Origin of the sequence: Hymenobacter norwichensis DSM 15439 (assembly GCF_000420705.1) — a bacterium.
GTDB lineage: Bacteria > Bacteroidota > Bacteroidia > Cytophagales > Hymenobacteraceae > Hymenobacter > Hymenobacter norwichensis.
The window spans coordinates 42,787-67,331 of sequence record NZ_ATVL01000002.1 but is presented as its reverse complement, the minus strand read 5'-3'; the positions used below and the strand labels follow the sequence as shown (position 1 = coordinate 67,331).

Annotated in this window: 29 protein-coding genes; 11 read left to right on the top strand and 18 right to left on the bottom strand. The window is 53.8% G+C overall.

Features of this window, described 5'->3' with window-relative positions:
- Positions 1-83 precede the first annotated feature (83 nt).
- The 8 genes from G536_RS0100900 to G536_RS0100870 all read right to left on the bottom strand — a co-directional run bounded on the left by G536_RS0100900 (position 84) and on the right by G536_RS0100870 (position 3,826).
- Positions 84-296, bottom strand: coding sequence for a hypothetical protein (locus G536_RS0100900; RefSeq protein WP_022821699.1), 213 nt, complete (start codon positions 294-296; stop codon positions 84-86).
- 3 nt (positions 297-299) lie between these two features.
- Positions 300-584, bottom strand: a complete 285-nt coding sequence (locus G536_RS0100895) for a hypothetical protein (protein ID WP_022821698.1) — start codon at positions 582-584, stop codon at positions 300-302.
- Complete coding sequence (locus tag G536_RS0100890) at positions 581-865, bottom strand: hypothetical protein (protein ID WP_022821697.1); 285 nt, start codon at positions 863-865, stop codon at positions 581-583. The genes G536_RS0100895 and G536_RS0100890 overlap by 4 nt, the downstream gene beginning before the upstream one ends.
- Positions 866-1,193: 328 nt before the next feature.
- Positions 1,194-2,207 (bottom strand): ImmA/IrrE family metallo-endopeptidase, encoded by a 1,014-nt coding sequence (locus G536_RS30115; RefSeq protein WP_084708436.1) that lies wholly within the window; start codon positions 2,205-2,207, stop codon positions 1,194-1,196.
- Complete coding sequence (locus tag G536_RS0100880; protein WP_022821695.1) at positions 2,198-2,533, bottom strand: hypothetical protein; 336 nt, start codon at positions 2,531-2,533, stop codon at positions 2,198-2,200. The genes G536_RS30115 and G536_RS0100880 overlap by 10 nt, the downstream gene beginning before the upstream one ends.
- A complete protein-coding gene (locus G536_RS33015; protein WP_071837646.1) occupies positions 2,502-2,729 on the bottom strand; it encodes a colicin E3/pyocin S6 family cytotoxin in 228 nt (75 codons plus the stop codon). The genes G536_RS0100880 and G536_RS33015 overlap by 32 nt, the downstream gene beginning before the upstream one ends.
- 105 nt (positions 2,730-2,834) lie before the next feature.
- The gene (locus G536_RS0100875) at positions 2,835-3,428 is read right to left on the bottom strand and encodes a recombinase family protein (protein WP_022821694.1); all 594 of its coding nucleotides are present in this window, start codon (positions 3,426-3,428) and stop codon (positions 2,835-2,837) included.
- Positions 3,428-3,826, bottom strand: a complete 399-nt coding sequence (locus G536_RS0100870; RefSeq protein WP_157530272.1) for a hypothetical protein — start codon at positions 3,824-3,826, stop codon at positions 3,428-3,430. Before G536_RS0100870 ends, G536_RS0100875 begins: the two co-directional genes overlap by 1 nt.
- A gap of 289 nt (positions 3,827-4,115) precedes the next feature.
- Here G536_RS0100870 and G536_RS0100865 point away from each other — a divergent pair, with 289 nt between their 5' ends.
- From G536_RS0100865 to G536_RS25620, 6 genes are all read left to right on the top strand, one after another.
- Entirely contained in the window at positions 4,116-4,769 is a 654-nt protein-coding gene (locus tag G536_RS0100865; RefSeq protein WP_084708435.1) for a CsgE family curli-type amyloid fiber assembly protein, read from the top strand.
- Positions 4,770-4,800: 31 nt separating this feature from the next.
- Positions 4,801-5,232 carry a curli production assembly/transport component CsgF gene (locus tag G536_RS0100860; protein WP_022821691.1) on the top strand — a complete coding sequence of 144 codons (432 nt, stop codon included), beginning with the start codon at positions 4,801-4,803 and terminating at the stop codon, positions 5,230-5,232.
- Between the two features lie 12 nt (positions 5,233-5,244).
- Positions 5,245-6,636 carry a CsgG/HfaB family protein gene (locus G536_RS0100855; protein ID WP_022821690.1) on the top strand — a complete coding sequence of 464 codons (1,392 nt, stop codon included), beginning with the start codon at positions 5,245-5,247 and terminating at the stop codon, positions 6,634-6,636.
- A gap of 189 nt (positions 6,637-6,825) precedes the next feature.
- Positions 6,826-8,397 (top strand): beta strand repeat-containing protein, encoded by a 1,572-nt coding sequence (locus G536_RS0100850; protein WP_033369456.1) that lies wholly within the window; start codon positions 6,826-6,828, stop codon positions 8,395-8,397.
- A 99-nt stretch (positions 8,398-8,496) separates the two neighbouring features.
- Positions 8,497-8,973 carry a curlin repeat-containing protein gene (locus tag G536_RS0100845; protein ID WP_022821688.1) on the top strand — a complete coding sequence of 159 codons (477 nt, stop codon included), beginning with the start codon at positions 8,497-8,499 and terminating at the stop codon, positions 8,971-8,973.
- A 320-nt stretch (positions 8,974-9,293) separates the two neighbouring features.
- On the top strand, positions 9,294-10,820 hold the full coding sequence (locus G536_RS25620) for a carboxypeptidase regulatory-like domain-containing protein (RefSeq protein ID WP_022821687.1): 1,527 nt from the start codon (positions 9,294-9,296) through the stop codon (positions 10,818-10,820).
- 1,327 nt (positions 10,821-12,147) lie between these two features.
- Here G536_RS25620 and G536_RS0100825 read toward each other — a convergent pair.
- The 6 genes from G536_RS0100825 to G536_RS0100800 all read right to left on the bottom strand — a co-directional run bounded on the left by G536_RS0100825 (position 12,148) and on the right by G536_RS0100800 (position 15,397).
- Positions 12,148-12,804: an NAD-dependent epimerase/dehydratase family protein gene (locus tag G536_RS0100825; RefSeq protein ID WP_022821684.1), complete on the bottom strand. Its 657-nt coding sequence runs from the start codon at positions 12,802-12,804 to the stop codon at positions 12,148-12,150.
- 57 nt (positions 12,805-12,861) lie between these two features.
- Entirely contained in the window at positions 12,862-13,431 is a 570-nt protein-coding gene (locus G536_RS30110) for a TetR/AcrR family transcriptional regulator (protein WP_169515020.1), read from the bottom strand.
- A 76-nt stretch (positions 13,432-13,507) separates the two neighbouring features.
- Positions 13,508-13,912, bottom strand: a complete 405-nt coding sequence (locus G536_RS30105; RefSeq protein ID WP_022821682.1) for a nuclear transport factor 2 family protein — start codon at positions 13,910-13,912, stop codon at positions 13,508-13,510.
- A 482-nt stretch (positions 13,913-14,394) separates the two neighbouring features.
- Positions 14,395-14,556 carry a hypothetical protein gene (locus tag G536_RS31945; RefSeq protein ID WP_157530270.1) on the bottom strand — a complete coding sequence of 54 codons (162 nt, stop codon included), beginning with the start codon at positions 14,554-14,556 and terminating at the stop codon, positions 14,395-14,397.
- A 114-nt stretch (positions 14,557-14,670) separates the two neighbouring features.
- Entirely contained in the window at positions 14,671-14,952 is a 282-nt protein-coding gene (locus tag G536_RS0100805) for a hypothetical protein (RefSeq protein WP_022821680.1), read from the bottom strand.
- A gap of 226 nt (positions 14,953-15,178) precedes the next feature.
- Positions 15,179-15,397: a helix-turn-helix domain-containing protein gene (locus tag G536_RS0100800; protein ID WP_022821679.1), complete on the bottom strand. Its 219-nt coding sequence runs from the start codon at positions 15,395-15,397 to the stop codon at positions 15,179-15,181.
- 191 nt (positions 15,398-15,588) lie between these two features.
- Here G536_RS0100800 and G536_RS0100795 point away from each other — a divergent pair, with 191 nt between their 5' ends.
- The 4 genes from G536_RS0100795 (at position 15,589) to G536_RS0100775 (ending at position 18,617) form a co-directional block, all read left to right on the top strand.
- Positions 15,589-16,200: a hypothetical protein gene (locus G536_RS0100795; protein WP_022821678.1), complete on the top strand. Its 612-nt coding sequence runs from the start codon at positions 15,589-15,591 to the stop codon at positions 16,198-16,200.
- A gap of 228 nt (positions 16,201-16,428) precedes the next feature.
- Entirely contained in the window at positions 16,429-16,917 is a 489-nt protein-coding gene (locus G536_RS31940; RefSeq protein WP_022821677.1) for a hypothetical protein, read from the top strand.
- Between the two features lie 323 nt (positions 16,918-17,240).
- Positions 17,241-17,978 (top strand): hypothetical protein, encoded by a 738-nt coding sequence (locus tag G536_RS0100785; protein ID WP_022821676.1) that lies wholly within the window; start codon positions 17,241-17,243, stop codon positions 17,976-17,978.
- Positions 17,979-18,194: 216 nt separating this feature from the next.
- Positions 18,195-18,617: a hypothetical protein gene (locus tag G536_RS0100775; RefSeq protein WP_022821674.1), complete on the top strand. Its 423-nt coding sequence runs from the start codon at positions 18,195-18,197 to the stop codon at positions 18,615-18,617.
- A gap of 443 nt (positions 18,618-19,060) precedes the next feature.
- On the opposite strand, the gene G536_RS30100 is transcribed toward G536_RS0100775, so the two are convergent.
- A complete protein-coding gene (locus G536_RS30100; RefSeq protein ID WP_157530268.1) occupies positions 19,061-19,450 on the bottom strand; it encodes a hypothetical protein in 390 nt (129 codons plus the stop codon).
- A 1,316-nt stretch (positions 19,451-20,766) separates the two neighbouring features.
- Here G536_RS30100 and G536_RS0100765 point away from each other — a divergent pair.
- On the top strand, positions 20,767-21,816 hold the full coding sequence (locus tag G536_RS0100765; protein WP_022821672.1) for an IS110 family RNA-guided transposase: 1,050 nt from the start codon (positions 20,767-20,769) through the stop codon (positions 21,814-21,816).
- A gap of 423 nt (positions 21,817-22,239) precedes the next feature.
- Here the strand turns inward: G536_RS0100765 and G536_RS29940 are convergent, their stop codons facing one another.
- The 3 genes from G536_RS29940 to G536_RS0100750 form a co-directional block, all read right to left on the bottom strand.
- A complete protein-coding gene (locus tag G536_RS29940; protein WP_245575730.1) occupies positions 22,240-22,785 on the bottom strand; it encodes a recombinase family protein in 546 nt (181 codons plus the stop codon).
- A 116-nt stretch (positions 22,786-22,901) separates the two neighbouring features.
- Positions 22,902-23,219: a hypothetical protein gene (locus G536_RS0100755; protein ID WP_022821671.1), complete on the bottom strand. Its 318-nt coding sequence runs from the start codon at positions 23,217-23,219 to the stop codon at positions 22,902-22,904.
- Between the two features lie 37 nt (positions 23,220-23,256).
- Entirely contained in the window at positions 23,257-24,018 is a 762-nt protein-coding gene (locus G536_RS0100750; RefSeq protein ID WP_169515019.1) for a ParA family protein, read from the bottom strand.
- Between the last annotated feature and the right edge of the window lie 527 nt (positions 24,019-24,545).

Sequence of the window (24,545 nt, the reverse complement as noted above, 5' to 3'; positions counted from 1 at the left end):
CATATGGCTGGGAGGGCGTTTTTGCACGGTTACATTAACGCCCTTGTACCACGCACACATTTATGGTATAAGATGGCGGTAAGTTACGTGGTTGACTTAGGCTTGTGGCCCAGAGCGTCTACCAAGTCTTCGAGGGCTTTGATAATGCCAGCGAATTGCAGGTCGCGGGCCGTGGGCGGGGTGAAGGCGATGCCGTACCGCTCACACAGGAACCACATCTGCTGATCGGTGAGGCCGGCCGGCTGCACGAGCGGCAAGTTGGGGGCCTCTTCGGCGGGTTCATTGGTAGTAGCCATCGGTTAAGCAGCTTGGGCATGAGCAGTGAGATCAGCCAGATCGAGCAGGTCCAGCAGCAGTAGTTGGTAGGTGGCTTCCTGCTGGCGGGTGCGGGGGCCGACTTCCTCCACCAGCATCAGGGAACGAGCCTCTACCAAGCACCGCGCAATGCGGCGGGGCGGGTAGTGCTGGAGCAGCTCACGCAGTTCTTCGAGGGCGGGGGCCGGAATGGGGCTGTGCAGGGCCAGGCGGGCAATGAGACTGGCCGTTTCGTGGGCCAGGGCGAGTACGAGCGTGGCCTGATTCATGAGCGAGGCGCTTTCCGAACAGTGATGCAGTCGATGGCCGTAGTCAGGCTGCTAACAATACCCAAGATGCGCCGCAGTTTTCGGGCCGAATCACAGATAGTTTCCTCATGAATAATGTACTCAGAAAGCTCTTCGAGGGCCTCAACTAAGTAATCCTTGTCTCCCTTATACCGCTCGTGGAGCAGTTTCAATAGGGGTTGGAGGTCCAGCTCGTTCTTGGTGGCTGGGTCTGTAACGAAGATAGCTTCGTTAGGGAAGGGGGTCTTGTCGTGACTTAGCATGTCCACGAAAAAGAAAACACGACATCGGCGAGAAAGAGGTGCTAAGTAAACACAGTGTGTTTGACATGCGGCCCTCACGGGTACCGCCCTCTTTCCAGCCTTTGCCGTGATGACTGAAGTTTCCCAGAAAATAAAAACGCCACGCCTAACCCCGACTGGGTTTAGAGTGGCAGTCTTCCACTGTGTTTACTTAGCGGGTCAAAGGTGGGAGGTCGTACACTAAAAAGCAAGAACTTTTTAAAGTGGTGCTTTAAACTCAAGCACGTAACGTGCAAATAGAACGAACCGCTTGCATGGGTGCAGACGGGTCGTTCTGCTTGTAGTTGTTTTATTTAGAAAGAGCTTTGTTAATTATATCAACTGCTCGCTTCTGTAAGAATATCTTAAAATCCGGGTGTTCAACAAACTTTGTCACTTCATCCCTATTATGAAAGCGTTGCATACAAGCCGCAACTAAACCTTCTGCATTATAATCATCCCCTAGCCTCATGTACATACTATTCGCTGAACCTATAATGCCATTAAGAGAATGCTTCAACTCTGTAATATTTCCTGAATAAGAAATATCTACAATTATATCCTCCTGGATTTTTTTCCAATTGCGAATATCTGTTGTAGTTGAATCTATCGTACTTGGCAATCTCCACCAATGAATATTATTACCACCAGAGCGCCAAGTGTAATGGTCAGTGCTATACGGATAGTAACTATCTGGAAATAAATCTTTGGAAAAGAAAGACCCTTTAAGTAAAGGGTTTGCAAAAGTCCCTTCTGATCTACCGCTATACTGTATTTCATTATTGCTCTCTGCACAGAAAACAATATGAGGAGGAAGTGATAGTGCAAGTTTAATAGCAGAAGTCCAAGCAGAAACATTGCATTGTTTAACAACGAATTCGTGTAATTCCGCTATGTTTTCATATCGTGGCACCTGTTCAGACAGCCACTCCTGTGGCATAAGCAGTTCGGCAGCAAATCTATTTGCCTCTTTTTCCAATTCCCAGTATGCATATGCAGCTTCGTGCTCAGACTGTGACAACTCAATTCCATCAGCCACATCTGCTATCAGTGTACCTATGTGCCAAGGGATAATGATATGCCCTAGCTCATGAGCCATTGTAAAACGTTGTCTTACCTTAGGAGCGGTGCTGTTGACAACTACTGTCGGTGTTTTGTCTGGCACTTTTATATTTAAAGAAACACCATCAACTCCAGGTATATCATCAAATATAACAGTAGCATATTTTTCTATGATTTCCTTAACGCTAAAAGGAGGCACCAATTGGTGCCTCCTTACTATTTTCTGAGCAAATTTTATCTCGGGAGGAATTTTTAATCCCATAAACCTTTTTGTTTTAACCACTGCTCTAACTGTCGTGCTCTATCAAAATAGTCAGAGCGAGCAGCCATAGATAAGACGGTGCGAGATAAAATATCTTCCACTTTAGAATTCTCCTTGTGAGCTGTAACGAGAAATGGCAAAATATCAGGTTTCTGTACCCACATTGAATACTCCTTCTCAGTTAACCCAAGAAAATTGTATATAGGCTCATTACCATCACCATCATGCCATTGATCGATATAGTCATCGATTTCATCAAGTAAAGCGTCGCCGTTTAAGCAGTCTCGCACAAAGTTAGACATCGATTTTTCTTCCGTTAACTGCATCCTTTTTATAGTTTCCTTCCGGATCGTACACTGCAATGTGTTTACCTCTTCTATTGTATACTTCTATTTCGCCATGCAGCGAATCCCATTCGTAAAGCCTTCCTGAGTCAGAACGCCATCTTTTTTTTCCGTTAATAACTCCAAGAAATTCGCAAGTATCTAAATAACATGGGGTAGGTATAGGTATGTATGTCAAAATATTTTATAAAAATTTAATAATGTAATAAAACTTACGCCTTGTAAGCTTTACAAATATACGAATTTAGGCCCAAACTGGTTGCAATTCTGTATCAATATAGTATCAATTACGGATAGTGCAAGCAGTGTATTTAGCTATAGTACTAGGAGAAAGGTTCAAGGAAGCTGCAATGGCCCGATTGGAGGCTCCAGTGGCCTTTAGACAATGTACTTTGCTTAGTAGTTCATCATTTATACCCGGCCGGCCGAGCACGGTACCCTTCGCCACAGTTTTCGCCAAACCGGCTTTGGTTCGCTCCCCCAGCCGCACTCGCTCCTGCTTGGCAATGGTGGCCAGGATGCTGATGATGGCATCCTTGAACATGCCGGTGCTATCGAGGTACTGCTCAGTGAAGCTCTTGAACTGCACGCCGGCAAAGGATAGCTTTTGTAAGTGGTTAAGCGTTTCGACCACCCCTTCCCGACTGAAGCGGTCCAGCGCCCAGAAGAGCACTACATCGAAGTGGCGCTGGTGGGCATCCTGAAAGAGGTGCTTGAACTGCGGCCGGTCGGCCTTGCCTCCCGACTCGGTATCGAGGTACTCTTTATATATAGTATAGCCGAGTCGCTCGGCGAAGGCTCGCAGCTCACGCAGCTGGTTCTCGTTATCCTGGCCTTTGTCGCGGGTGCTCACTCGGGCGTAAATGGCTGCTTTCATCAATATCCAGCCTTAGGAAACAGGCTACGAAACAGTTCTTTGTGGAGATAGTAGTTTACTACCCCAGCTGAAAAGTCCACATCCTGCCATGAATACTCTCTCTGATTATTATCAGTGATGACTGGTTTGCCTTGGTCATTGCACCAAACATAAGCTCTCTCTCCGTTAGCGAGAGTAACTATGTCCAACTCGAACAGCGGTATTTGGTGACCAGGAGCCTCAAATTCAAGTGAGATTTGATGCTGCTTTCGGAAGTCCCTGTCTTCAATATTCTCTTTGCGTAGATTATCCACTTGTAGAAACGCTGCTAGCTCCTTCAACGATTTGAACTCACTGCGCCCTAATGGGCTCGGCCGCCAAACCATCAAAGCAGGCAGTTTAGAAAACGACGTCGACATATTCTTTTGATAAAAATTAGCTTCCCTAAACCTACAAAATACCCGTCCAAAAAAGGGTATGAAAAACGCCCCCGAAAAACCGTGTTTTTGAGGGCGTGAGAGGGGCGTCGAAAAGTGTGCGTAAAACGGACTTTTTGCGAAGTCCTATAAAATTAGTGACAGTAGAAACAGCTGTTGATTTCTCTGTTGCAGATGCCTTGTTCGCTTGTAAACGCTTATTTTGCCTAGTGCCTTTTTACTACCGGAAGATATTAGGATTGCAGCTAAGTCTGGAGTTTCTGCCGTCTGCATGCGTATACACCTTATGAAACTGAAGCAGAGTACTAAGCCCTGGCAGCCACTTATTCAAGTGGTGGGGGTACTTCTTGCCAAAAAGCTGCTACGGTGGTTTGCAAGCAGTAGTCTGTGCGTTCTGCTGAGTAGCGGATATGCCCCTGCTCAAACCCGGTCAGGCACGACAATACCGGCCAAAAAGCAGGAACCGAAATCAACCCAACAACCGCCGAAGTCTGGCACACTTTCCGCTGGGCAGGTTGAAGAAGCCTTACGCCTGCTGCTGAAAGCTACCGCGCCGGATTCCACCCAAGCCGCGCTCCGCCGTCTGCCGGAAACGGAAATCAGTGGCTTGCTCATCGACCAGACCCTGACTAAGATTGGGCATGACTTCTACGCCTTGTTCTACGCCCAGTGGGACCCACCCCCGAACCTAGGCGAATTCACGGTGCTGATCCGGGAAAAGCCGGGTCGGCCACCTAGCACCCTGATTGCGCTGGAAGTGAACGAGAACCTACTAATCGAATTGCCCCTGTCGCCCAACTACGAGGCGCTGGAGGAAGCCGTAGCCTATGGCCTGAGCGTCGCGACTGACTACTTGATCAATGTCCGGACGGTAGAGCAGCAGCTAGAAAAAACTGCGGATGATCCCGGCAAGGAGGTATATTGACCCCTCGTTCTTCTATCCCTCTATTGCTCCTATGAAATCACGCGTACTACTCTGCCTGTTCATCATATTCGGCGCGTTATTAGGTTCGCACCAAGCCGCCGCCCAGGACCTAGTATATAAACCAATTAATCCAGCTTTTGGAGGCGATACCTTCAACTACCAGTGGCTGCTGAGCTCGGCGCAGGCGCAGAACTCCACGAAAGATCCCGACGCCCCAAAAGCGCCCGCGCAACTGGACCAACTGCAACAGTTTCAGCAGAGCCTGAACCAGCAGATTCTAGGGCAGCTCGCCCAGCGCCTAGTCGGCAATCAATTCGGGACGGGCTCCGATGCGCTCAAGCCGGGTAACTACTTGGTGGGCACCTACCAGATTGGCGTCGTGCCCAGTGGCACGGGCTTCTCCATCAATATCCTGGATAGAAGTACGGGTAACCAAACTACCATTACCATTCCAGGCCTGTAAGCCGCGGGCCTGATGAACGGAATCAAATGTATAGGGCGCCGCTTAGCGGCGGCCCTGCTGCTGGCCAGCCTGAGTGGTTGCGCAGCCTATTTTCACCAGCCCCTGCGAGAAGAGCGGGCCCGGCTCGGGGCCGAAGTCGAGGGTAACCGCCTGTTACGACAGTTGCCGGAGCCGAAAGAACGCATCGTCGTGGCCGTGTACAAGTTCCGGGATCAGACGGGGCAATACAAGCCCGCGGAGAACGGCACCAGCTTTTCCACGGCGGTTACACAGGGCGCTACCAGCATTTTGCTGCGGGCGCTGGAAGAGTCGAAGTGGTTCAACGTCATTGAGCGTGAGAACTTAAGTAACCTGCTCAACGAGCGCAAGATCATTCGCTCCAGCCGCGCTGAGTATTCCCAACTGACGGGACAGCCGCAACAGGTGTTGCCCTCTCTACTATTTGCCGGCGTCATTTTGGAAGGCGGCATTGTCTCCTACGATGCCAACGTATTGACTGGCGGGGCTGGCCTCCGCTACTTTGGGGCCGGGGCCTCAGGCCAATACCGTCAGGATCGGGTAACAGTGTATCTGCGGGCCATCAGCACCAGCACCGGCGAGATCCTGAAGACGGTCTACACCACCCGCACGATCCTCTCGCAGCAGGTGGGGGCCAGCCTATTTAAGTTCGTCAAGTTCCAACGGCTGCTGGAAGCCGAAACGGGCTTTACCTACAATGAGCCGACGGAAATTGCCGTCAAGGACGCGTTGGAGAAGTCGGTGCAAGCCTTGGTCTACGAAGGCATCCGCGCCGGGCTCTGGAGTCCCCAGACGCCGGCCGACGGGACCGGACCGGGCATTACCGAGTACTTCGCCGAGAAAGACGAGAACCAGCGGCTGGACGTGCTAGGCCGGATCCAGCAGGACCGGCGGGGTACGCTGGGTATTGGCCTGAGTGGCGCGGCGGTCCGCTATACCGGCGATTTGCGCAATCCCCGGGTACAGGGTGGCGGCCAACTCGCTCTGCACTATCAGAGCACGGCAGCCGGGCGGTGGTCGGCCGCGCTGCAGTTGGGTCGCTTGGAACTGGCCGCAGGCGAGCGGTACCGCGAACGGTTCACCTATACCGAACTCGTGGGGCAGTACCGGCTGTTTCCGCGCGAGCGGGTAACGCCCTACCTGCTAGCCGGTGGCGGGGCTACCTTCCGCTCGGCAAGTGCTAATCAGAATGCCATTCTACTGCACCTTGTAGCGGGAGCCGGGCTGGAAGTATTAGCCACGCAACGGTTGGGGCTGAATATTGGGGTTGATCATCACTACTCGCTGTCGGATGCCTTGGATGGGGTACGGCTAGGCCGTTACAACGACTTTTATTGGAGTGCCCGTGTAGGCCTCACCTATTATCTATTACCTAGAATCCGATAGAAGGCAACGTGCTAATTATTAAGCATTAACCATTCGGCAGCAGATCTGCACAACCATAAGAACTGCATATGCATAAGGGCTAACCCCACATTGTGCAAAATAATACGAATATAGTTTTATTAAACACGAGTTTTATTAGAGTGGCCTCGTACCTTGGGGCCATCGTTTTTCTCTTATCCCTTTCCATTTATGAAGACTTCTACTTTCCTGGCTGCCTCTCTATTGGTTGCCGGTACTGCCGCTGCTCAGAATAACACGCAACAAGTCACTACTTCCGGGACAGACAATTCCGTATCCATCGTGCAGATTGGGAGCTACAACAATTCCCGCGCTACTGTAGATGGCAATGCGAATACAGTCACGAGCACGCAAAATGGCTATTCAAATACTGTGGCTCAAAGCCTGACAGGTGCGCGCGGTACGGTCACATCATTGCAATCTGGAAATAACAACCAGGCTACCCAATCTTTGAATTCTGTTGGCAACATTGTCGGTGCTGGCTCCAAGGTAGAGCTAACGCAGGTAGGCTCTAACAATCTAGCTAATCAGCAACTGGAAAGCAGCTTTCTCAACACGTACACCACCTCTCAAAACGGCACCGGTAACCGAGCAAGTCAGCAGCAGAACGGTTACAGTGCAAATGGGATCGTTACTATTTCGCAAACTGGTATAGGTAACAGTGCTAGCCAACAACAGTCCTCTAATTTAGTGGCCTCACGCGCTACTATTACCCAGCTAGGCAACAACCACTCGGCTGGTCAGTCTCAATCCGGAACCTTCGAGGGCCCAACTGCTACGATTTACCAAGCCGGAGGCAATGCCAACACGGCGAGCCAAGCTCAGGCTGGGGCAAATAGTGCCACCATCAGCCAAACGGGAAGTAGTAACAGTGCCCGCCAAGTACAGTTTGGCAGCCTCAAGTTTGGATCAAATACTGGGGCTATCACGCAAATAGGCAATCGCAACCAAGCCACGCAGGACCAACTGGATGCTTCCAGAGCAACAGCTGGTCAAAGTGGTAGCGACAATTTGATTACGCAAATCCAAAGAGGATTAGGAGGGAATGCGCAGGCGGCGCAGACTGGCAACAGCAATACTGTTATCCAAACTCAATCGCAACAGAGTAGTATTGCCACGGCTACTGCTATGCAGTCCGGCAACAGTAATCGAGGGACCCAGTCGCAGTCATCATTTAGCAACTCGGCCACGCTTACCCAGATGGGCAACCGCAATACATCTACACAGGAGCAAGCAGGGCAGGGAGACAATACCGCATCGACTGCTATTAACGGCAGTGATAATACCACCACACAAACGCAAACGAGCTACCTAAGCACGGCCACGATTCAGCAGGCAGGTTCGAGTAACCAAGCTTCTCAAAGTCAGTCTGCCACGTTTACGTTTGCCACCATCAACCAAACGGGTAACCTGAATACAGCTAGCCAGACCCAGACCGGTGACGGCCGGGCGCTGATCGAACAAACGGGTGACCGCAACCTAGCTACCCAAACTCAGACGGGTAGTGGTAGCATCACCCCCCGTGTAACCATCCAACAGTACGGTTCCGGCCACGAAGCCATCCAGATTCAGAATGGTGGTCATACAGCTCTCATTGAGCAGTATGGCGGCGACAACTACGCCCGGCAGCAGCAGAGCGGCAACAACAACTCGGTCAGCACCTATCAGGGGCAGTACGGCAACAGCAGCACCACGACGCAAACAGGCGCTAACAACACGGTGGTCATCCGGCAGAACCGCTAGTCTTGTGCTGGCTTAGCAGATGAAACAGGCAGCGTACTGGACAAGGCTATCGATATGAAACAAAGAGGCTATACCGTTCTGGTCATATGTGGATTCCTATTGAGCGCCTATGCCGGGCACGCGCAGGGCACTAGCTCAGTGGCTGGAGTTGAGTTGCAATTGCTAGAGCAACTTAGCGGCACGCGTAGTGTACCTGCGCTGCCGGCACCTACCGGCGGCAGCTTGCTCAACCTCACGCAACTCACCCAGCAAGGCTCGTTGAATGCCGCGCACATCACGCAGGTGGGTTCTGGCAACATTACCAGCATCACACAAGTGGGCACCAGCAACGTGGCCGTAAGCACGATTACCGGTACTGGAACCCGCTCCGACATCGTCCAAACAGGCGCCCACAACGTGGTCGAGCAGCAGCTGTCGGTGGATCAACGGCGCTACACCGTGCTTCAGCAAGGCCTCAACAATCAGTTGCGACAGGTGGAAAGCGGCGCCACGGCCCCCGCGGGCTACGAGGTGAAGATGGTGGGCCAGGGCATAAATATGACCATCCAGCAGGGCCAGAGCACCTACCGGCCATGATGGGGTGAGCCTTGGATAGCCACCAGCGTTACTCAGGTTCCGCCTGGCTTGGGTTATCTCCCCTCTGTATAAGAGCCGGAACCAGCCATTGGAGTGCTCACTGCGCCCTGAATCGTACTGCTTGCAACTTGTTACCTCTCTGCCCACTGCTTCGCCGGTTCTGCCGACGGAGAGTGGGCAGATTGCTGCGTAGCTTTCGGGTGGAAACGACGGCTGGGACCTGACCACCCGTAGCCGTTGGGCGCTACCGGTGATCCATATAATCACCAAGTGACTTCCTGGCCGGCTATTTTTTGTATTTGACTATCCTTTGATTCTGCATGTTTACTTCCCTGCGTACGGTAGCTAGCTGGTTACTCGTGCTATTCATCAGTCAGCTGCTAGCTGGCTGCGAGGAGACCACCATTGATCCTGCGCAGTACGGTTCCTTGGCAGGCCTCGTCGTCGAAAGTCAAAACAATACCCCCCTGGCCAACGCTACCATCACCACTACGCCGGCAACCTCCTCCTTTCTGACCGACGCGCAGGGCCGCTTCACGCTACCGCAACTGGCGACGGGCCGCTATACCCTCAGCGCCCGGAAGACCGACTACACCCCGCAGGAAGTAGCCCTCACCGTCACGGAAGGTGCGCCGACTACCGTGACCCTGGTGTTGGAGCGCGCAGCGGGTACCAACCGCCCACCTACTCTTCCCTTTAGTCCGAGTCCGGTTGACCAGGCCACCGGGCAGGCCGCCACCGCCCTGACGTTGCGCTGGCGCCTCAGCGATCCGGACGGCAAAAGCGATTCGCTCCGCAGCGACGTGCTGCTCTACGAGAGTGCCTCGACCAGCCGGCAGCAATTGTTGACCAATTCCCGCGACACCACGGTGCGCGTGACCAATCTTAAATTCAACACGGTGTACTTCTGGCAGGTCACCGTGCGCGATAAGAGCGGAGCGGTGGTGCGGGGAAGCGTGTGGAGCTTCCAGACCCGACCTCTGCCCGACAATCGGTACCTGTACGTGCGCGAAATCAACGGCAACACCGATATCTACGCCGCCGATACGGCCGGGGCCGCCCAGCGGCTGACTTTGTCCCCGTTCGTGGAGACATCCCCACAGTTGAGTCCCACCCGGGACCGGATTGCCTACACCTCCAATGCCACCGGGCAGTACCAGCTATACACCATGAACCGCGACGGCAGCGATGCCCGGCGCATCACCATGCTGGCCGTGGAAGGCTATGCCAATGCCGGGCTGGGCTACCGCTGGTCGCCGGATGGAGCGCAGCTCATCTACGCCCACTATGACCAGCTCTACCGCATCAACCGCGATGGTACGGGCCTGACGTTGCTGGCTACCGCGCCGGCCGGCCGACACTTCCGCGAATGTGACTGGACCGCCCAGGGCAACCGGATCCTGGTGCAGACCGTCGGGGCGAACGTGTACGAGGCGGAAATATACCTGCTGAATGCCGATGGGACCAACCGCACCTTGGTGCTGGCCAACCTGCCCGGGCGTCTGGACTCGCCCAGCTTCAGCATCACCGGGCAGCAGATCTACTACACCCGCGACGTCGACGGCTTCGAGAATGCCACGGGTCGGCAGCTCAATGCGCACCTGTTCGTGCAAAACTTGGATGGCACGGGCCTGGTGGACCTGTCGATTTCAACGGTTGGTACCATCGCTGGCAAGCCCCTCGGTACGAATGATCTGTATCCGCGCCTGTCGCCGGATGGCAGCCGGGTCATCTTTGTCAACGTGGTCAACGATAACCTAAGCCCGCCGGAAGTGTGGACCGTCAGCTTGTCGGGGCTGCTGCGCACCCGCCTCTTCAGCAATGCCACTTTACCGGACTGGAAATAGGTGATAGGCTTTACAGGTAGGAAGCACCCATCCCTTGCGCGTACCTTTGGGGCCGCTATTGCTGCCGTCTGAGCCTCCCACCCGTACATGTATCTCAACAGTTATATCACCCACGAAGGAAAAGCGTATTCGATTTATTGGACCAGCCAGTGGGCCCAACACGTACTGGAGAATTACGCTGATCCGGGCCACGGAGTAGATCACACGACGATTTCGCGTATTCTCAAACGGGCGCGGTATATTGTTGCGAAGTCGGGTCGTGGGGTGCGCAAGCCCTACGTGCATGTTTGCCTGACGGTCTACCAAGGCACCGTCTATGAGACGTACGTCCACTTGGTGCCTGAACTAGACGGCTGGCCCGCACGTTGTGTGGTCATTACCTGTTACAAGAGTACCCGTCCGGAATATCGGGCCTTATTTTCCACTGAAATCCCTGCTTAACATGGCTGCTAGCAAACGTCCCGACTCGTCCGAGTATCCCGGTGGTGGTCAGCCTCAGGTACCGCATCCTGGCCAGCGCATTGCTCCCGTTCCCGAGCCGACGCTGTCGGCCCGCGGCCCGCAGGGCGCGCCGGTACGTCATGTGGCCATACCCGTCCCTACCCGGGTTCCCGGCTATGTGGATCCCGCCTTATTTACCGCTGGCATTTTTCACGATCAGGCCGATTATGATGCAACGGTCCAGCACGTGGTCAACCAGATCACTAGTGGCAAGGTCCAGGCCCGAGAGCCAGAGCCCGACGACGAGGACCGACCAATCAAATTGGTCCCCAAGCATTCTTAAGAACCGAAGCCCTGGTCCAACTAGATCAGGGCTTCTTCGTCCTCACGCAGGAATCGAACCTACAACGTTCCTCCTTAGCATGTAACTTTTGCTCGCTTGTAATGGATTAGTAAACGTGCGTGGCTGTTGCAGAAGTCTGCGTTTTGTCTCTCAGACCTGTTAGCCGTGAGCTTAGGCAAAGCGACATGCTGTTTCAAGCACTTTCCAGCGTCCTCCTCCCGCTAAACTGACGACTGAAGCGCGCGTCGAGGAGTTCTGCAACAGCCACGTGCGTTTGAAAAGTGTACACCAATTCTTCTATGAATTAGGGTGTCTAGCCTAATCAGGTGAGTGGACGTATTGCTATCCCATCAGTTGGCTGCGTTCTCTCTAGTACGCCGGCTTGGGCGTCTGCTTCGTGGGCCTGACCATTGCCGCCGTGCAACTGCTGACCGGCGAAGTGCCGAGGTATGCCCCGTGCCCCTTACAATTGAAGCCTCGCTGAAGGCACGCAGCACAGGGTCGTCCTGCCCGGTAGCGCGAAGGGCACACGCCTGCCGAGCATTAACCCCTCGCAAGCGCAGCCAACCGCTTAATATCGGCTATTTCCAGCGTATGCTGGGGGCTGCCGGCCGTGGCCGTCTGGATCATGGCCTGTGCGAGCTGCGCAAACGTGAGCGTTGCCTTCGGGAACAGGTAAGGATAAAAAAGCTGCAGCACCTTGAACAGCCGCTTGACATTCTGCTGCGCCGGGGTGGGCAGCAGGAAGCCCGGGCGAAAATTGTACGCCCCTTTGAGGGGCAACCGCAACAGGGCATTTTCGGCTTTTCCTTTCACCCGGGCCCACATCAGCCGACCGTTCTCGGAACTGTCGGTGTACACGCCGGAGACGAAGTTGAACACCAACTCCGGGTTACAGCGCGCCACGACGCGGGCAAAGTCCAGCGTCAGGGTGAGCGTCACCTGGGTGTAGTCGGCTTCCGTCATGCCCACGGAGCTGGTGCCGGCACAGTAAAAGCAGGCATCATACCCGCTCAGCGCCTCGGTATGGGCGGCCAGCTGCCCAAAGTCCGGCACGACCAACTCGCGTAGCTTCGGATGCGTCAACCGAACGGGCTTCCGGTTGACTATAAGTACCGTGTTCACGAAGGGGTGACGCAGGCATTCCAGCAGCACGCCTTCTCCCATCATGCCCGTGGCGCCCGTTAAGATGATCTTCATTTTCTTTTATTGTGTTGACTAGGCATGGGCACCACTACCCGTCTATTGCCCAGACAATCAAGGGCTAATCATTTTCCAGAAGAGCTCGAATGTCGTCTGAATAATTTCCTGCCGCTGCTGGCCCGTAAACGCGTTGGAAAGCATAAACTGATGCACCCCTAGCACGTGGCTATTGAGCAGGGCGTAGACCAGGGCGGTATCCAGCGCCTGTATTTCCTGGTGCGCGATGGCCTGCTCCAGATGGGTCAGGATCGGATGGGGAGCGGCGCTTGCCTCCCCTGCTTGGCGGGCGTAGGGCGAATGCACGTACTGTGCCAGAAACGAAAACTCCGGTTGGTGGTCTAGCGCCCAGTGCAACGATTCCACGTAGTAGGCTTTGATAATTTCCGGCCGGGAGGCCCCTTCTGTAATTGCCCGCAGCATGTACTCCTGCGACTGGCTCTTCAGCTTCGCGTACAAGGCGTGAATCAGGTGGTCTTTGGTCGGGAAAAAGTAGAAAAGGGTCCCCGTGGCAATGTTCGCTTCCTTGGCGATACGGCTGGTTGGCGTGTCGTTGAATCCCGATTCAACAAATAAGCGCAGGGCCGTTTGCAACAGCACTTCTCTTTTATCGGGTTTGGCAGGCATTAGGTACGAAGTAGGCAGCGAGCGGATGAAGTAGACCACAAGGTAGCCACCTACTTGGTAGTCTGACCAACGGAGACTATTGCTCGTCCAGCGGTCCGCAAAACAGCTCGTTGACGTGGATGGTGTCCAGAAACTCGCGTTGCTCCGTGATGAGGCCATCCACCACCGTCAGCAGCATCACCACCTGGTTGTCGTACACGCGGCCGTCCTGGCGCAAGGCCCGCACCTGGATGTGCACCGCTGCTCGCTGCCCCTCTGCAATAATGGCCTGCACGACCAAGGCCGGCCCTTCTACAAACCGGTGTTGGACGAGGGCCCAAAGCTGGGCGAATTTTTCGCCGCTCACGTCCCCGCCAAACGGCCAAGACCCTTCGCCGCTCATCCAGTAGGCGGAGTGGGGCGCTTTCAATTTTTCCATATCCGCCGCGCGGCCTTCGTTCATAGCCGCGAAATACTGCTCGACAACTTCTTTGGTTCCCATGTATAAAATGGTTGTAAATGATTACCGACTGTTTAGTCAGTCACAAAGGTAAGCCAGTTGTTGAAATAAGCAAACTAGTGACCGTCTGCGATGCGTATTTCTGGTTCAGCTTTCCGTTTGGCCAGATCATTTTAGCCAAGTCACCGCTACCCTTTTCCGGCGGCTGAAACCGCGGATATGCGTAGCGGGAATTTTTGTTCCACCTAGTGTGCTACCCCTGTCTCATGCCTCGAACCCCTTAGTCGTAGGCTTTGGCCAAGCGATACGCTGTTCCAAGTGCTTTTTAGGACGGCCTCTCACATACGTATGACTGAAGCATTCACCGGGGAGTTCTGCAACAGCTATGGTGCTCTTAAAATGCCAAGTTCTCCCCTAATGTCGAGCTTGTATCATTTTACAAACGCCGGCTTGTAAAAAGCTACGTGCCAGAAAGTGCGACATGGCAGGATTACCAATCTACCAGTGAGGCAGCACGGAGCCCCTTACTCGCTGGCCAAGTCCCACTCGACTAGCAGGAAGTTCTTCGGCTCCAGGCCCACCCGCAAGGCTGCCTCCAGCCAACGCGGCTGCGTAGGACGGATTCGGTCTTTTTTATGGCGTTTGAGTTCGGCGAACACCACCGCCTCGCCGTTCCAGCAGACCACATCCCAACACCCCGCGTAGCTGTTGCTATTGGCTCGGGCAATCTGGTGCAGCAGGTCCTGAATCGCCAGCTCAGGGATAGGGTTGTGCTGCTGGCCGGCTAGGCCGGCATCGGCCTAGGTCGTAAAGTGGTGAGGTGTCATGGCCCCGGCCCCGTAGGTTTCCACCCACCGGGCCTGCCACCCGGATAGGCGGGCCAGTTCGTACACGCAAAGCTCGGCAAACACCGGCCGGCCCCCGAAGTCAATCAGCGGTTTGTTGCCGAACGTGTGGCTGATGGGCGCACCACCCCACCGCCGCAATTGCAATTCAACCTTGGGAACAGTCAGCACTCGCTCCGCGCTCGTGAAGGCTTCTGTAGTAGTGGGCCTCAACAGGCTGGGATAGGGTAAGCGCATGGTGCAAGATGACCGAATTCCGGTAAAGGCACCGCCCTTGCTGGATGTATTCTACCCCTGCTTGGCATGGCCCCATCACTGCCTGGAGCGGTGGGCCCCAGAAATTAATCAGGTGGCAGGCATTCCCAGCGAACTGGTCTAGCCAAGCCAAACCAAACCGCACTGACTGTGACTCTAGGCTGAGTTATGGAGTGGTTGGGATAAGCAGCCTACCTCACCTTGGTAACTAGAGACCCTGGAAGAATTCCTCCAGGGAAATTTCGTAGTACTGGCACAGCACCGCCAGAGTGGCCACCCGCATGTTGGCCTTGCTGGCTTCCAGTCGGGCGACGTGAATGCCTGTGGCATCATACACCTCCTGTAACGTGTGCCCCCGCGCTTGGCGCAGGCGCTGCAATCGGTGCACGATTTCCAGCGGAAGCGTATCAGAGAGGGGGATTGACATCTGGCGCCAAAGTCCGGCCCATCCCCGCAGCTCACAATGACATATTTGTCATTATTATTGTTGTGTGGCTTATATTTGGCTGGTCAGCAATAGCCCTGTCGCGGGTATATTCTTGGCTTTGATTAAAAACTTAGTGTAGAGGTTAATTGAGCTGTTCACATCCCCTTATTTCAATAGCTACTTTCTTCTCAATGCCTACTCTTTCTTCCAATACCTTGGTGTTGTTTTTCGCCACCGTATTGCTGGGTGGTTGTACCGACTCCGGCTCCCCAACCAACATGGGGGATGGGAATCAACCGGCGCCAACTGAAGTAACGGCGACTACCCGGGCCCCTCGGGTGGACTCCCTCAACGGCATCCCGGGTCACCACTTTGGCGAACCCCTTAGCGCCTTCCCCGGCCTCGTGCTGCTCAGCACGAATGGGTTGGGGGCTCGGTCCTACTACTATGTTCACCAAGGGGAGACCGGCTGGTTCGGCCAGTGCACCAAAGAGCATTCCCACGATTTTTATACCCTCTACACGTTCGCAGCCGGCAAATTTGTCTCCTTTTCGGCCAGTGGCCGAGGCAGAATGAGCCACGCCCTGCAGCAGCAGGCCGAATACCTGTACGGTCCTGGCGCACCGACGACTAATGGCTTTCGCTGGGCCGGCCGCCGTGCGGAGGCTTGGACGGCGTTGGATAAGCAGGGGCCGAGCCCCGTGAATACGCTGCTGGTACAAAGCAAGGCCTTCGCACGCCAGCAGGCACAGGCACAGGCACAGGCACAGGCCGACCAGCTTAAAAAGGAGCATGCCCCATGAGCCTAGCAGACACCAGGCCAGTGGAGCAAGGGGCAGAAGCCCCACCTATCTAGCCCCGCTGGGTAACCCCAGCTGGCGCTGGTACACCTACCTAGCGGGTAGCCGGTCTATTAGGAGAAGACAAGCCCGGCACCGCTTCGGGCCGCTTCTGTTCCCTAGCCCCCCCGCCCTCGCATTTACCTCACGACGCCTCCTCCCAGTACCTCATGCTTGCTTTATTTCGTCCGTATGCAACCCGCTCCCGCTAACCGCCTTGACCTGCGCGCCATTCCCTACCACCGGGCCACGCCCGGCCAACACGCCCAGGCCGTGCGCTGGGTGGAGCAGCACCTCCACAACCACTTTCCCACCCTGTCCGTGACCGAGCTGTCGGAGGCCTATCACCAGTTTCAGCCCGACCTGTGGGAAAGCCGTGCGGGCATCGACCTCGACTACGTAGACCTGGCCCGCCTGACCCAGCACCTGGCCCACTCGCCGCGGGTGCCCGAACTCGACCCTCCGATCTATTGCGGCGACGCGTGCTACCTGGCCGAACTCCTGGACCACCTCCAGCAGGTGGCCCGTAATCTGCTCCCCGAACTGGCAGCCGGCCCCCTGGCCGGTCACTCCCGGTTGATGGCGTTGCTGGAGCAGCTGGCAACCGGGAACGCCGTCGTCGAGCGCGTGCTGCGGGAGACAAGAAACAACCCGCAGCGGGCCAGCACGGACCCGGCGTAAGACCGCGCACGCAACTGGAGCCGGCGGAGGAGGCGGATGGCCTACTCGGCCCTCGTCCCCCCGCGTCGACACGCATTTAGTGTCCTCCCTTTATCCTGCTCCTTGCTGGCATCCCCACTCCTGCCGTTGTAACGAGGACCCCGACTGGGAAGGGGAACGAATGCGGGTGATGTCCTCCGACAAGCTGACGTCTCCGGTGCAGGACGGGCTGGAAGTGTACAGCAGGCAAAACAGCGCGCGCAACTGCAGGCAGATGATGAAGGAAGCACGCCCTAGTAGGGGACCGTACGGTTTTACAGTTTCGCGTTTTCCTTCTTCAGCTTATGAACTCAGTACCTATTGGCGAACGGCTCTTCCAACTCCGGGCGATGCTGGCGGCGGAGTCCCTGGTACCCAACGATTGGCCCCGTTCCCTGCTGGCCCATAAGGCCGGGGTCTCGCTCGCTGCTTACACCCGGTTGGAACGCACGGGCCGTGAGAGCACTCAAGTCCTGACGGCAGTGCTACACTTTTACCAGGGCATGGGCTTTAACTTAGCCTGGGTGCTGACCCCTGATAACGCGGCTATTCCCGTACGAGGGTTTCGCGACATCTTTGAAAACGAGAAACTGCTCCAGGCCAGGGAGCCGCTGGCCAACCTGCACCGGATCCTGTTGCCGGTCATGGCCACCCTGGACGCGGGCCAGTCGCTTCCTCCCGCTGCTCTGCGCCCGCTGCTGACGCAGGTCCAGCAGGGAGTCCTGCACGCCCTGAAGCACTTGCTGCCTCCCCGGCGGCTGGTGCTGAGCGAAGCGGACCTGCGCGCCTTCCAGCGGCTATTGCCTCCGGTAGAGGCCCAGTCGGCCGGATGGCGCTCGGCGTCGCTCTACACCGTGCCCTATCACTACGACGAAGCGGGGGAGTCCCTGCCCCGCTGTGGCGATGCCGTTTCCTACCTGAGCTATGACCCAGGCCTGCAGGAGGTTCCCGACAGCGATCAATGCGGAGCCTGTCAGTCCCGACCGAGTAAAGTCCTTCCTGCCAGTGTGTCATCTGCTGCCCCGATGGTCCCGGCGCGTTAGCCTACAGCCTTGCTCGCCTAGCAGCGTTTTCCAGCACGCACCGGCTAATGATCAACGCCCTCTCTCCAGGCCATCTCTTTTATCTCCTCCCTTGGACGAGCCGGGCCAGCTGGCCAACCAGCCCGGGTTCTTCCGCGGGGTAAGGTTAGCCCCCAGCGTACGGACTCACGCAACGAACCCTTTTCTTGTTCCTCCATCGTAGCCAGCATACCCACCATGACGGAAGATGATTTTATTAGCAGGCTGATCGGCCCGTCCCGTCTGGTTCTTACATCGGTAGAAGCCTGCCTGTTGGCGCAGGCCCTGGGCTGCCTGCGCCAACAGGCACCGCAGCTTACCTTCGATTTGGCTTTTGACGACGTCCTTTCGAAGGACACCTTGCCGGGCGGCAACACGGGCCGGCAGCGGTACGCCGCATTAGAGGCTGCCCAAACGCGGCTCACGCAGCCCCTCAAATACGAGACACTCCGGCAGGGCCATCGCTGCAGCGACTACACTGTCTTATTCACCAGCCTAAGCCTGGACGAGGACACGGAACGGATAACCGGCGAATTCAACCCCCACTTCAGGACGTACTGGCTGGAGTTGGCCGCCTCATTTACCCCCGTCGAAGTGGCGTCACTGCTCCTGCTCCGCTAGGCCAACTGCTGGCGCCCTTTCTGCATGCTGTGCTGCTACAGGCCGCCTATCCAGTGTGGAGCCCCTGCTGTTTGTACTTCACCCAGACTTCCGGGAACACGGACATCCAACGAAAGTCGACCCCATGCGGTTGATTCCCTTTCGAGGCGCTGGCAACCGGGCTGCCGCCCGAACGCCAGCATAATCACCACGTCTTGCAGGGCGCTCCAGTAACTGCTTAGCTGTCGCTAGGTGGGACATCAGTCCTCTACCCCGAACTGTCGTAGGGCCGGGGCGGCTTCGCGAGCGGGGTAGACCGGCGTCATTGTACCAACCTTTTAGCCAAGGCCGGAGTACCGCACGAAAAGGACGTTCGCCCCGAAGAAAGGTCAAGTTGCACCTCCGATTCGCAACTCACTTCGTGACGTATGGTATCAACCAAGCAACTTACGCGGCGGCGGTCCCTAAGGAGTTGCAACCTCCTGCAGATATTTAATAAGCTTCTCAAGAGCGGCAATGCCAACCTGCACTGCCTCAACTTGCGCCGCCGGTAGGTTGACGGATTGTTTTAGGCGTAGCAGATTGCCTTTCGCTTCTACTATCTGAGCGTATCTAGAGTCTTTTGGCTGGTAAAAGGCATATGGGGTACAAGCCGGGCGGCTTTCGCACTGGGCATAGAAATCATAGGTGCAGAGGCCAGGTCCGAGGTCGTGTAGTAACCGCGAATGACCCACAGCAACTGCCTTGTTGCGCAATGCATCTTGGTCCAACAACACATCCATCATTCTTCTGTTGCGCTCGCCATAGCCTGCTTTGACGTATGACTCAGCCAGTCGGGTCGGTGTTAGCAGCACGTAACTCGGCGTGGAACAGAGGGATTTATGCCCCAGCCATTTGCTTACCCCGTATATGCTGAGTCCATCGGGGCATGGTAGAGTTGTGTTGCGTTGCGCGGGCCCGGTGGCTGGTAATAGAGCCTAGTGCGTCTTTTACTGAGACGCCTGCTTTTCGGCAGAGCATCGGGATTATAAACTTATTGAGATAATGCTTCCCTGCAGCTCTCCACGCCACCGAAATAGAAACTGTACGTCTTTTCCTGACTTGGTATCCCACTGAGGCGGACCTGTGGGACGCATTTTCTCCCATCCTCGAATAGCATGACCGACAAGTGAGTCAACGGGCTTGACAAATTCCTTGGAAGTTTTATTCACGGGTACAGTTAGCCAGCAGACAGCGTTTGCACCTTTAGGGTCCGCTCCTTCCAGTTCCCCTTGTTCTTCCCACCGAATGCAACCAACAGACAACCGCCTGATTTCATTGGCCCTTGACCCTGCGAAGAGCCAAACGATGACAACGGCCCGAACCATTGCAAAGGGATAATAGGGTACCAGCACCGTTTGCCCTTCGCGAAGCCTGGATGCCTTACTGCTGTTTACATCATCATCCGTCAAGGATATATGCGAATGCGCGCGACCTCACTACATGTACCGGTTGGCGAGATTGTGCATGTAAGCGGCAATGTGTTCGCGGGTAGCGGTTGCTTGCTCGATGGAAGAGTCCTGGCAGAAGGATAAGTAATCTAATAACGTCCTTGCGTAGGCCTCTACGGTGTCACGCTTTAACCGAAGTGGACGCTATAGAAAGAGCCAGTTATCTTAGATTAAGAACATCAAGCAAGGTTGTAAAACGTTCATGAATCGGTGATGTCATATAAGGCGTATGCAATAAGACTAGTTGTCGTATACCCCGGTTATGAATTGTGCATACAATGTTTTAATTGCCTGATCGTGTGCGTATATAGATACAATACCAATTTCTATTTCACGTAACTAATAAACGTTTATGTAATTAAAAAACTAGTTTATGTTATATTTAATAAGCCATTATAGCTCAAAAGCGACGCAGCTAACTTTAGTTTCAAAGTGCAAAAATACAACCATTTAGTATGATGTAAAGTATAGTGAGATAGTCGCTAAAACAGGGAGCAGGGACACCGGCCGGTACTAAAGGCACTACACAGTGACCTTGAGGTCCAGAAACAGTGCCCTGCTCTTATTTTCGCTATGAAGCTGAACAGTATATAGAGAGCGATAGCATCTCGAATTTGCGAGTATAGTTGCAGCGAAATCTAGCTTAGTGATATCCAGTCCACCATTTTTAGCCTAAACTTATGCCCAATTCTTCCCCTAAACCTTTTAAATATGCTGTTGGGATTGACGTTGCTAAAGACCAATTTGTTGTCAGGTTTGGTACTCTGGATGCTGATCTAAGGACGTGGTTTTCTGAGAATGCCAAGTTTGATAATACTCCCGCCGGCTTTGTTTCTTTCTTGAGTTGGGTGAAGAAAAAGCAGGTCACCGATGCACCAGTTCAGTTTGTGCTTGAAGCGACTGGGGTATACTACGAAGAGTTGACTTATTTCCTGACTGATCAGCACTACCAGGTAAGCGTACTATTAGCTTACAAGGTCAAGCATTTTGCTCAGAGCACAGAGAAAAAGAGTAAAACCGATCCAGAAGATGCTGAACTACTAAGTCGGATGGGGTTGGAGCGGAATCTGCCGGTGTGGACCGCGGCTACAGTTACCATGCGTGCGATGCGCGGGTTATACCGCGAACTTGATGCACTCAAGCAAGACAGCACGCGGCTTCAAAACCGATTGCATGCCTACGAACACAGCTATAAGCCAAATTTGTGCACGATAACTCGGCTTAAGGAACAACTACAATTCTTGGATCAACATATCCTAGCTATAAACCAGGAATTAACTCAATTAGTGGCTGGTGACGGCGAGCTAAAGGCTAAGATGGACTTGCTAACGAGCATTCCCGGAGTCGGGCTGGCAACAGCGGTTGCAGTGGTGAGTGAAACGAACGGGTTTGCCCTTATAGAGAATGAACGCCAATTAGCCTCCTATTCCGGACTAGATGTGGTCCAACGGAAAAGCGGAAAAATGGCCAAACCAACCAGCATTTCGAAGCGCGGCAATCCGCGTCTGCGCAAAGCATTGTATATGCCGGCGCTAACTAGTAAACGCTGGAATCCTCAACTAAAAGCTTTTTTTGAAGGCCTGAAAGCCCGAAAATTGAACGGTAAAATGCCGCTTATCGCCGTAATGCGCAAATTGCTTTTGTTGTGTTATGCGCTTTGGAAAAAAAATCAACCATTTGATTTAGCCTACCAGCAAGGGAAAACCGTGATGATTACACGCCCCTCGTAACGATAGCTTATTTGCTATGCGTTCTAACTGGTTTCAATTGGGTAAGAGTAGTGAAACTTGGTCCTGAGCCATAACCCTCCATCTCTATTTAGGTAGGAAATAAATCTGTAGATTAGGTCGAGAGAAGCACTGCTACGAGGGAAGGTTGCCTGTGCCTTACCATCTGATGAATGAGTGTGTCCAGGAGTGAAAAAATGAGTAGAACCTTCTCCTGCTTAAAACGCTTCCTACTGAGCAATACAGCTTTATAAAGGCAAGAAATACTTCAAACAATGATTATTTAACAAATGCCTGATTTTCATATAATTACACTAAATTTCAACACAGTATCTCGTATGTTGAAACCCGGTTTTTTGCCCTTACAATGCTCTTTAGTAACGAGCAAGGATCTCGCTTTCGACCAACCACTCCAGCGCAGGTTGATTACTCCTTTTTGGTAGTAACGCGGCACAATAGCCGTTGCACCGACATCTTGAAGAAGGCCTGGCCACGGCGGGTGCGGAAACCAGCTTCATTGAGTTCCGTGGCAATCTGCTGTAAAGAAAGGCCTTGCTTATGCAACGATTCGGCCAGTCGCATGGCCTGCCGGTTCTGCGGATTCTCGACCGCGTTGATCTTACGCACCTGCAAACTCTTGGCAATCGCGGCCCGCGTCAAATTCTGAGGCTGCCCCAACACCGCTCCCCTGGCCTTCTTGGCGGCCAAAGCGTCTTTAGTGCGCTTACTGATGGTCTCCCGTTCGTGCTGCGCGACGAGGGTGAAGATCCCAACGGTAAGGGTATTGGCATCCGGCATGTCACAGCAGACGAAGTCCACCCCACTATCGCGTAGCGCCAGGATGAAGCCGGCATTGCGACTGAGCCGATCCAGTTTGGCAATCAGCAAGGTGGCATTGTGTTGGCGCACGGCCGCAATGGCGGCTAGCAGTTGAGAGCCGCTGGTTTTTCCGGCCACTCTCCACTTCCACAAACTCGGTCAATAGTTGGCCGGGCTGGGGAGCGAAGGCGTGCACGGCGGCCCGCTGGGCTTCCAAGGTTAATTTTTACCGTATGATATAGCGATAACATACATACTTAATCTTTATCCTACAGCAACTTTCTTTTCACCTTTTCCTTGTGCGGGAGTTCCTTCTGAGAATCTGGTCTTTCGGCAAAGTAGCTTGTTAATGCTGCTTCCAGAATAGCGCTCATATCCTCCCTACTCCAGAACGAGAGTTGGTGCAGCTGCTGGAATAAGTCAGCGGGAATAGTATTGGTGAATCGAATCTTTGGGGGAGGTGATTCCGCGTGCGTTGGCTCAACTTGAATTGCATTACCCGTTGAGGATGGAGCTAATAACAACTCATCCGGGCTGGTTGGGGCAGCCACTAATGCGTTGAGATTGAGTTTAGGTTTGGCAGCCATATGAAACAGATGTTATGCATTATACATACAATACAGCTTATGCAGCCAGTATTTCCTTGGTTAATGTTTCGTAATCAACCAAGGCATTGCTTTGCGGTGCTGTTTGGTAAAGCGACTGCCGTTGGACCTGGGCCTCAGCAATTGCTACATTATCGCGAATGGTAGTTTCCATCACCAGAGGTCCTAATTCCGGGTGCTCTTTCATCATGGCTACGAATCCATGATGAAGATTGCGGCGATAGGTGGGGGAATACTTGGTAAGAAAGATTCCGCCCACTGTGAGTCCAGGGTTGTAATTCTTCTTGATTTTGGCAACCAACTCCAACAAGCTTTGTACTCCCTCGAAGCTGAACAGTTCTGGTTGGGTGGGAACGAACACTTTGGAGGAAGCTGTAAGGGCGGCTACAGACAGCGGCGAGTTAGGTGAAGGAGGGGTATCAATCAGTACATAATCGAATAAGTTCTCCAGGCCCTCAAGGGAATTTTTAAATAGCATTGGATATGCCATGTCAGCCCCTAGCACCTTCTCGGCGGCTACTAAGGAATCTGTAGCCGCGACCAGCCACAGCTTCTCTCCTACTGCCTGCATGACGTCTACTAATGACGCAGTCCCATTGACAACACTGGTTAAGTGCTTGTCAGCCCCTACTATTGGTAGGCAGCGAGTCAAGTTGCGCTGTGCATCCGCATCCACTAGCAAGACGCGATGGCCAGCGTGGGCCAAGCACTGCCCAATTGCCCACACGGAAGTGGATTTCCCAGTCCCTCCCTTTCTATTTGCCATCGTCAGAATCTGCATCTTATTCCATCTATGCTTTATACAGATAGCAAACATAGTATTCCTAAAGAGTATCCGCAATAAAATCTTCTTGATATTCCTTATGCATACCATATGCATAAGGAATATCAAGAAGATTTTATTGCGGATACTCTTTAGGCGAGAGTCCTGCTTTCTTCGCAAGTACAACTGTTATAAGCAGCAACGTATGTCTCATGATAACTGTGAAGGTCATTTTAACCTTAGGAACGAGCAACAATGAACAGTTGAGCTAAGTGAACGACGATGGAAAGTGAATACAAGTAGATAGAACAAAGCCATAGGGGGTTCTTCGTATTCCTCATACATATCATATGTACAAGGAATACGAAGAACCCCCTATGGCTTTATTATGGGTAGTGTTTAGGCCAAATTACCTGGTTGCTTTTCGCGGTGGGAAATCAGCCTCTACATTCAGGCACTTCTCTTTTAAAGCTGTTGTCAAGAGGCGTACTTCTTATGGTGGTACTAATGGCTCCCAGCAAATAGGGGATGAGATACTCTACGCA

Bases quoted from the DNA above. Each gene is read 5' to 3' on its own strand.
- G536_RS0100900 (WP_022821699.1), bottom strand. From the start codon at position 296: ATGGCTACTACCAATGAACCCGCCGAAGAGGCCCCCAACTTGCCGCTC.
- G536_RS0100895 (WP_022821698.1), bottom strand. From the start codon at position 584: ATGAATCAGGCCACGCTCGTACTCGCCCTGGCCCACGAAACGGCCAGT.
- G536_RS0100890 (WP_022821697.1), bottom strand. From the start codon at position 865: ATGCTAAGTCACGACAAGACCCCCTTCCCTAACGAAGCTATCTTCGTT.
- G536_RS30115 (WP_084708436.1), bottom strand. From the start codon at position 2,207: ATGGGATTAAAAATTCCTCCCGAGATAAAATTTGCTCAGAAAATAGTA.
- G536_RS0100880 (WP_022821695.1), bottom strand. From the start codon at position 2,533: ATGCAGTTAACGGAAGAAAAATCGATGTCTAACTTTGTGCGAGACTGC.
- G536_RS0100875 (WP_022821694.1), bottom strand. From the start codon at position 3,428: ATGAAAGCAGCCATTTACGCCCGAGTGAGCACCCGCGACAAAGGCCAG.
- G536_RS0100870 (WP_157530272.1), bottom strand. From the start codon at position 3,826: ATGTCGACGTCGTTTTCTAAACTGCCTGCTTTGATGGTTTGGCGGCCG.
- G536_RS0100865 (WP_084708435.1), top strand. From the start codon at position 4,116: ATGCGTATACACCTTATGAAACTGAAGCAGAGTACTAAGCCCTGGCAG.
- G536_RS0100860 (WP_022821691.1), top strand. From the start codon at position 4,801: ATGAAATCACGCGTACTACTCTGCCTGTTCATCATATTCGGCGCGTTA.
- G536_RS0100855 (WP_022821690.1), top strand. From the start codon at position 5,245: ATGAACGGAATCAAATGTATAGGGCGCCGCTTAGCGGCGGCCCTGCTG.
- G536_RS0100850 (WP_033369456.1), top strand. From the start codon at position 6,826: ATGAAGACTTCTACTTTCCTGGCTGCCTCTCTATTGGTTGCCGGTACT.
- G536_RS25620 (WP_022821687.1), top strand. From the start codon at position 9,294: ATGTTTACTTCCCTGCGTACGGTAGCTAGCTGGTTACTCGTGCTATTC.
- G536_RS0100825 (WP_022821684.1), bottom strand. From the start codon at position 12,804: ATGAAGATCATCTTAACGGGCGCCACGGGCATGATGGGAGAAGGCGTG.
- G536_RS30110 (WP_169515020.1), bottom strand. From the start codon at position 13,431: ATGCCTGCCAAACCCGATAAAAGAGAAGTGCTGTTGCAAACGGCCCTG.
- G536_RS30105 (WP_022821682.1), bottom strand. From the start codon at position 13,912: ATGGGAACCAAAGAAGTTGTCGAGCAGTATTTCGCGGCTATGAACGAA.
- G536_RS0100805 (WP_022821680.1), bottom strand. From the start codon at position 14,952: ATGCGCTTACCCTATCCCAGCCTGTTGAGGCCCACTACTACAGAAGCC.
- G536_RS0100800 (WP_022821679.1), bottom strand. From the start codon at position 15,397: ATGTCAATCCCCCTCTCTGATACGCTTCCGCTGGAAATCGTGCACCGA.
- G536_RS0100795 (WP_022821678.1), top strand. From the start codon at position 15,589: ATGCCTACTCTTTCTTCCAATACCTTGGTGTTGTTTTTCGCCACCGTA.
- G536_RS31940 (WP_022821677.1), top strand. From the start codon at position 16,429: ATGCAACCCGCTCCCGCTAACCGCCTTGACCTGCGCGCCATTCCCTAC.
- G536_RS0100785 (WP_022821676.1), top strand. From the start codon at position 17,241: ATGAACTCAGTACCTATTGGCGAACGGCTCTTCCAACTCCGGGCGATG.
- G536_RS0100775 (WP_022821674.1), top strand. From the start codon at position 18,195: ATGACGGAAGATGATTTTATTAGCAGGCTGATCGGCCCGTCCCGTCTG.
- G536_RS0100765 (WP_022821672.1), top strand. From the start codon at position 20,767: ATGCCCAATTCTTCCCCTAAACCTTTTAAATATGCTGTTGGGATTGAC.
- G536_RS0100755 (WP_022821671.1), bottom strand. From the start codon at position 23,219: ATGGCTGCCAAACCTAAACTCAATCTCAACGCATTAGTGGCTGCCCCA.
- G536_RS0100750 (WP_169515019.1), bottom strand. From the start codon at position 24,018: ATGCAGATTCTGACGATGGCAAATAGAAAGGGAGGGACTGGGAAATCC.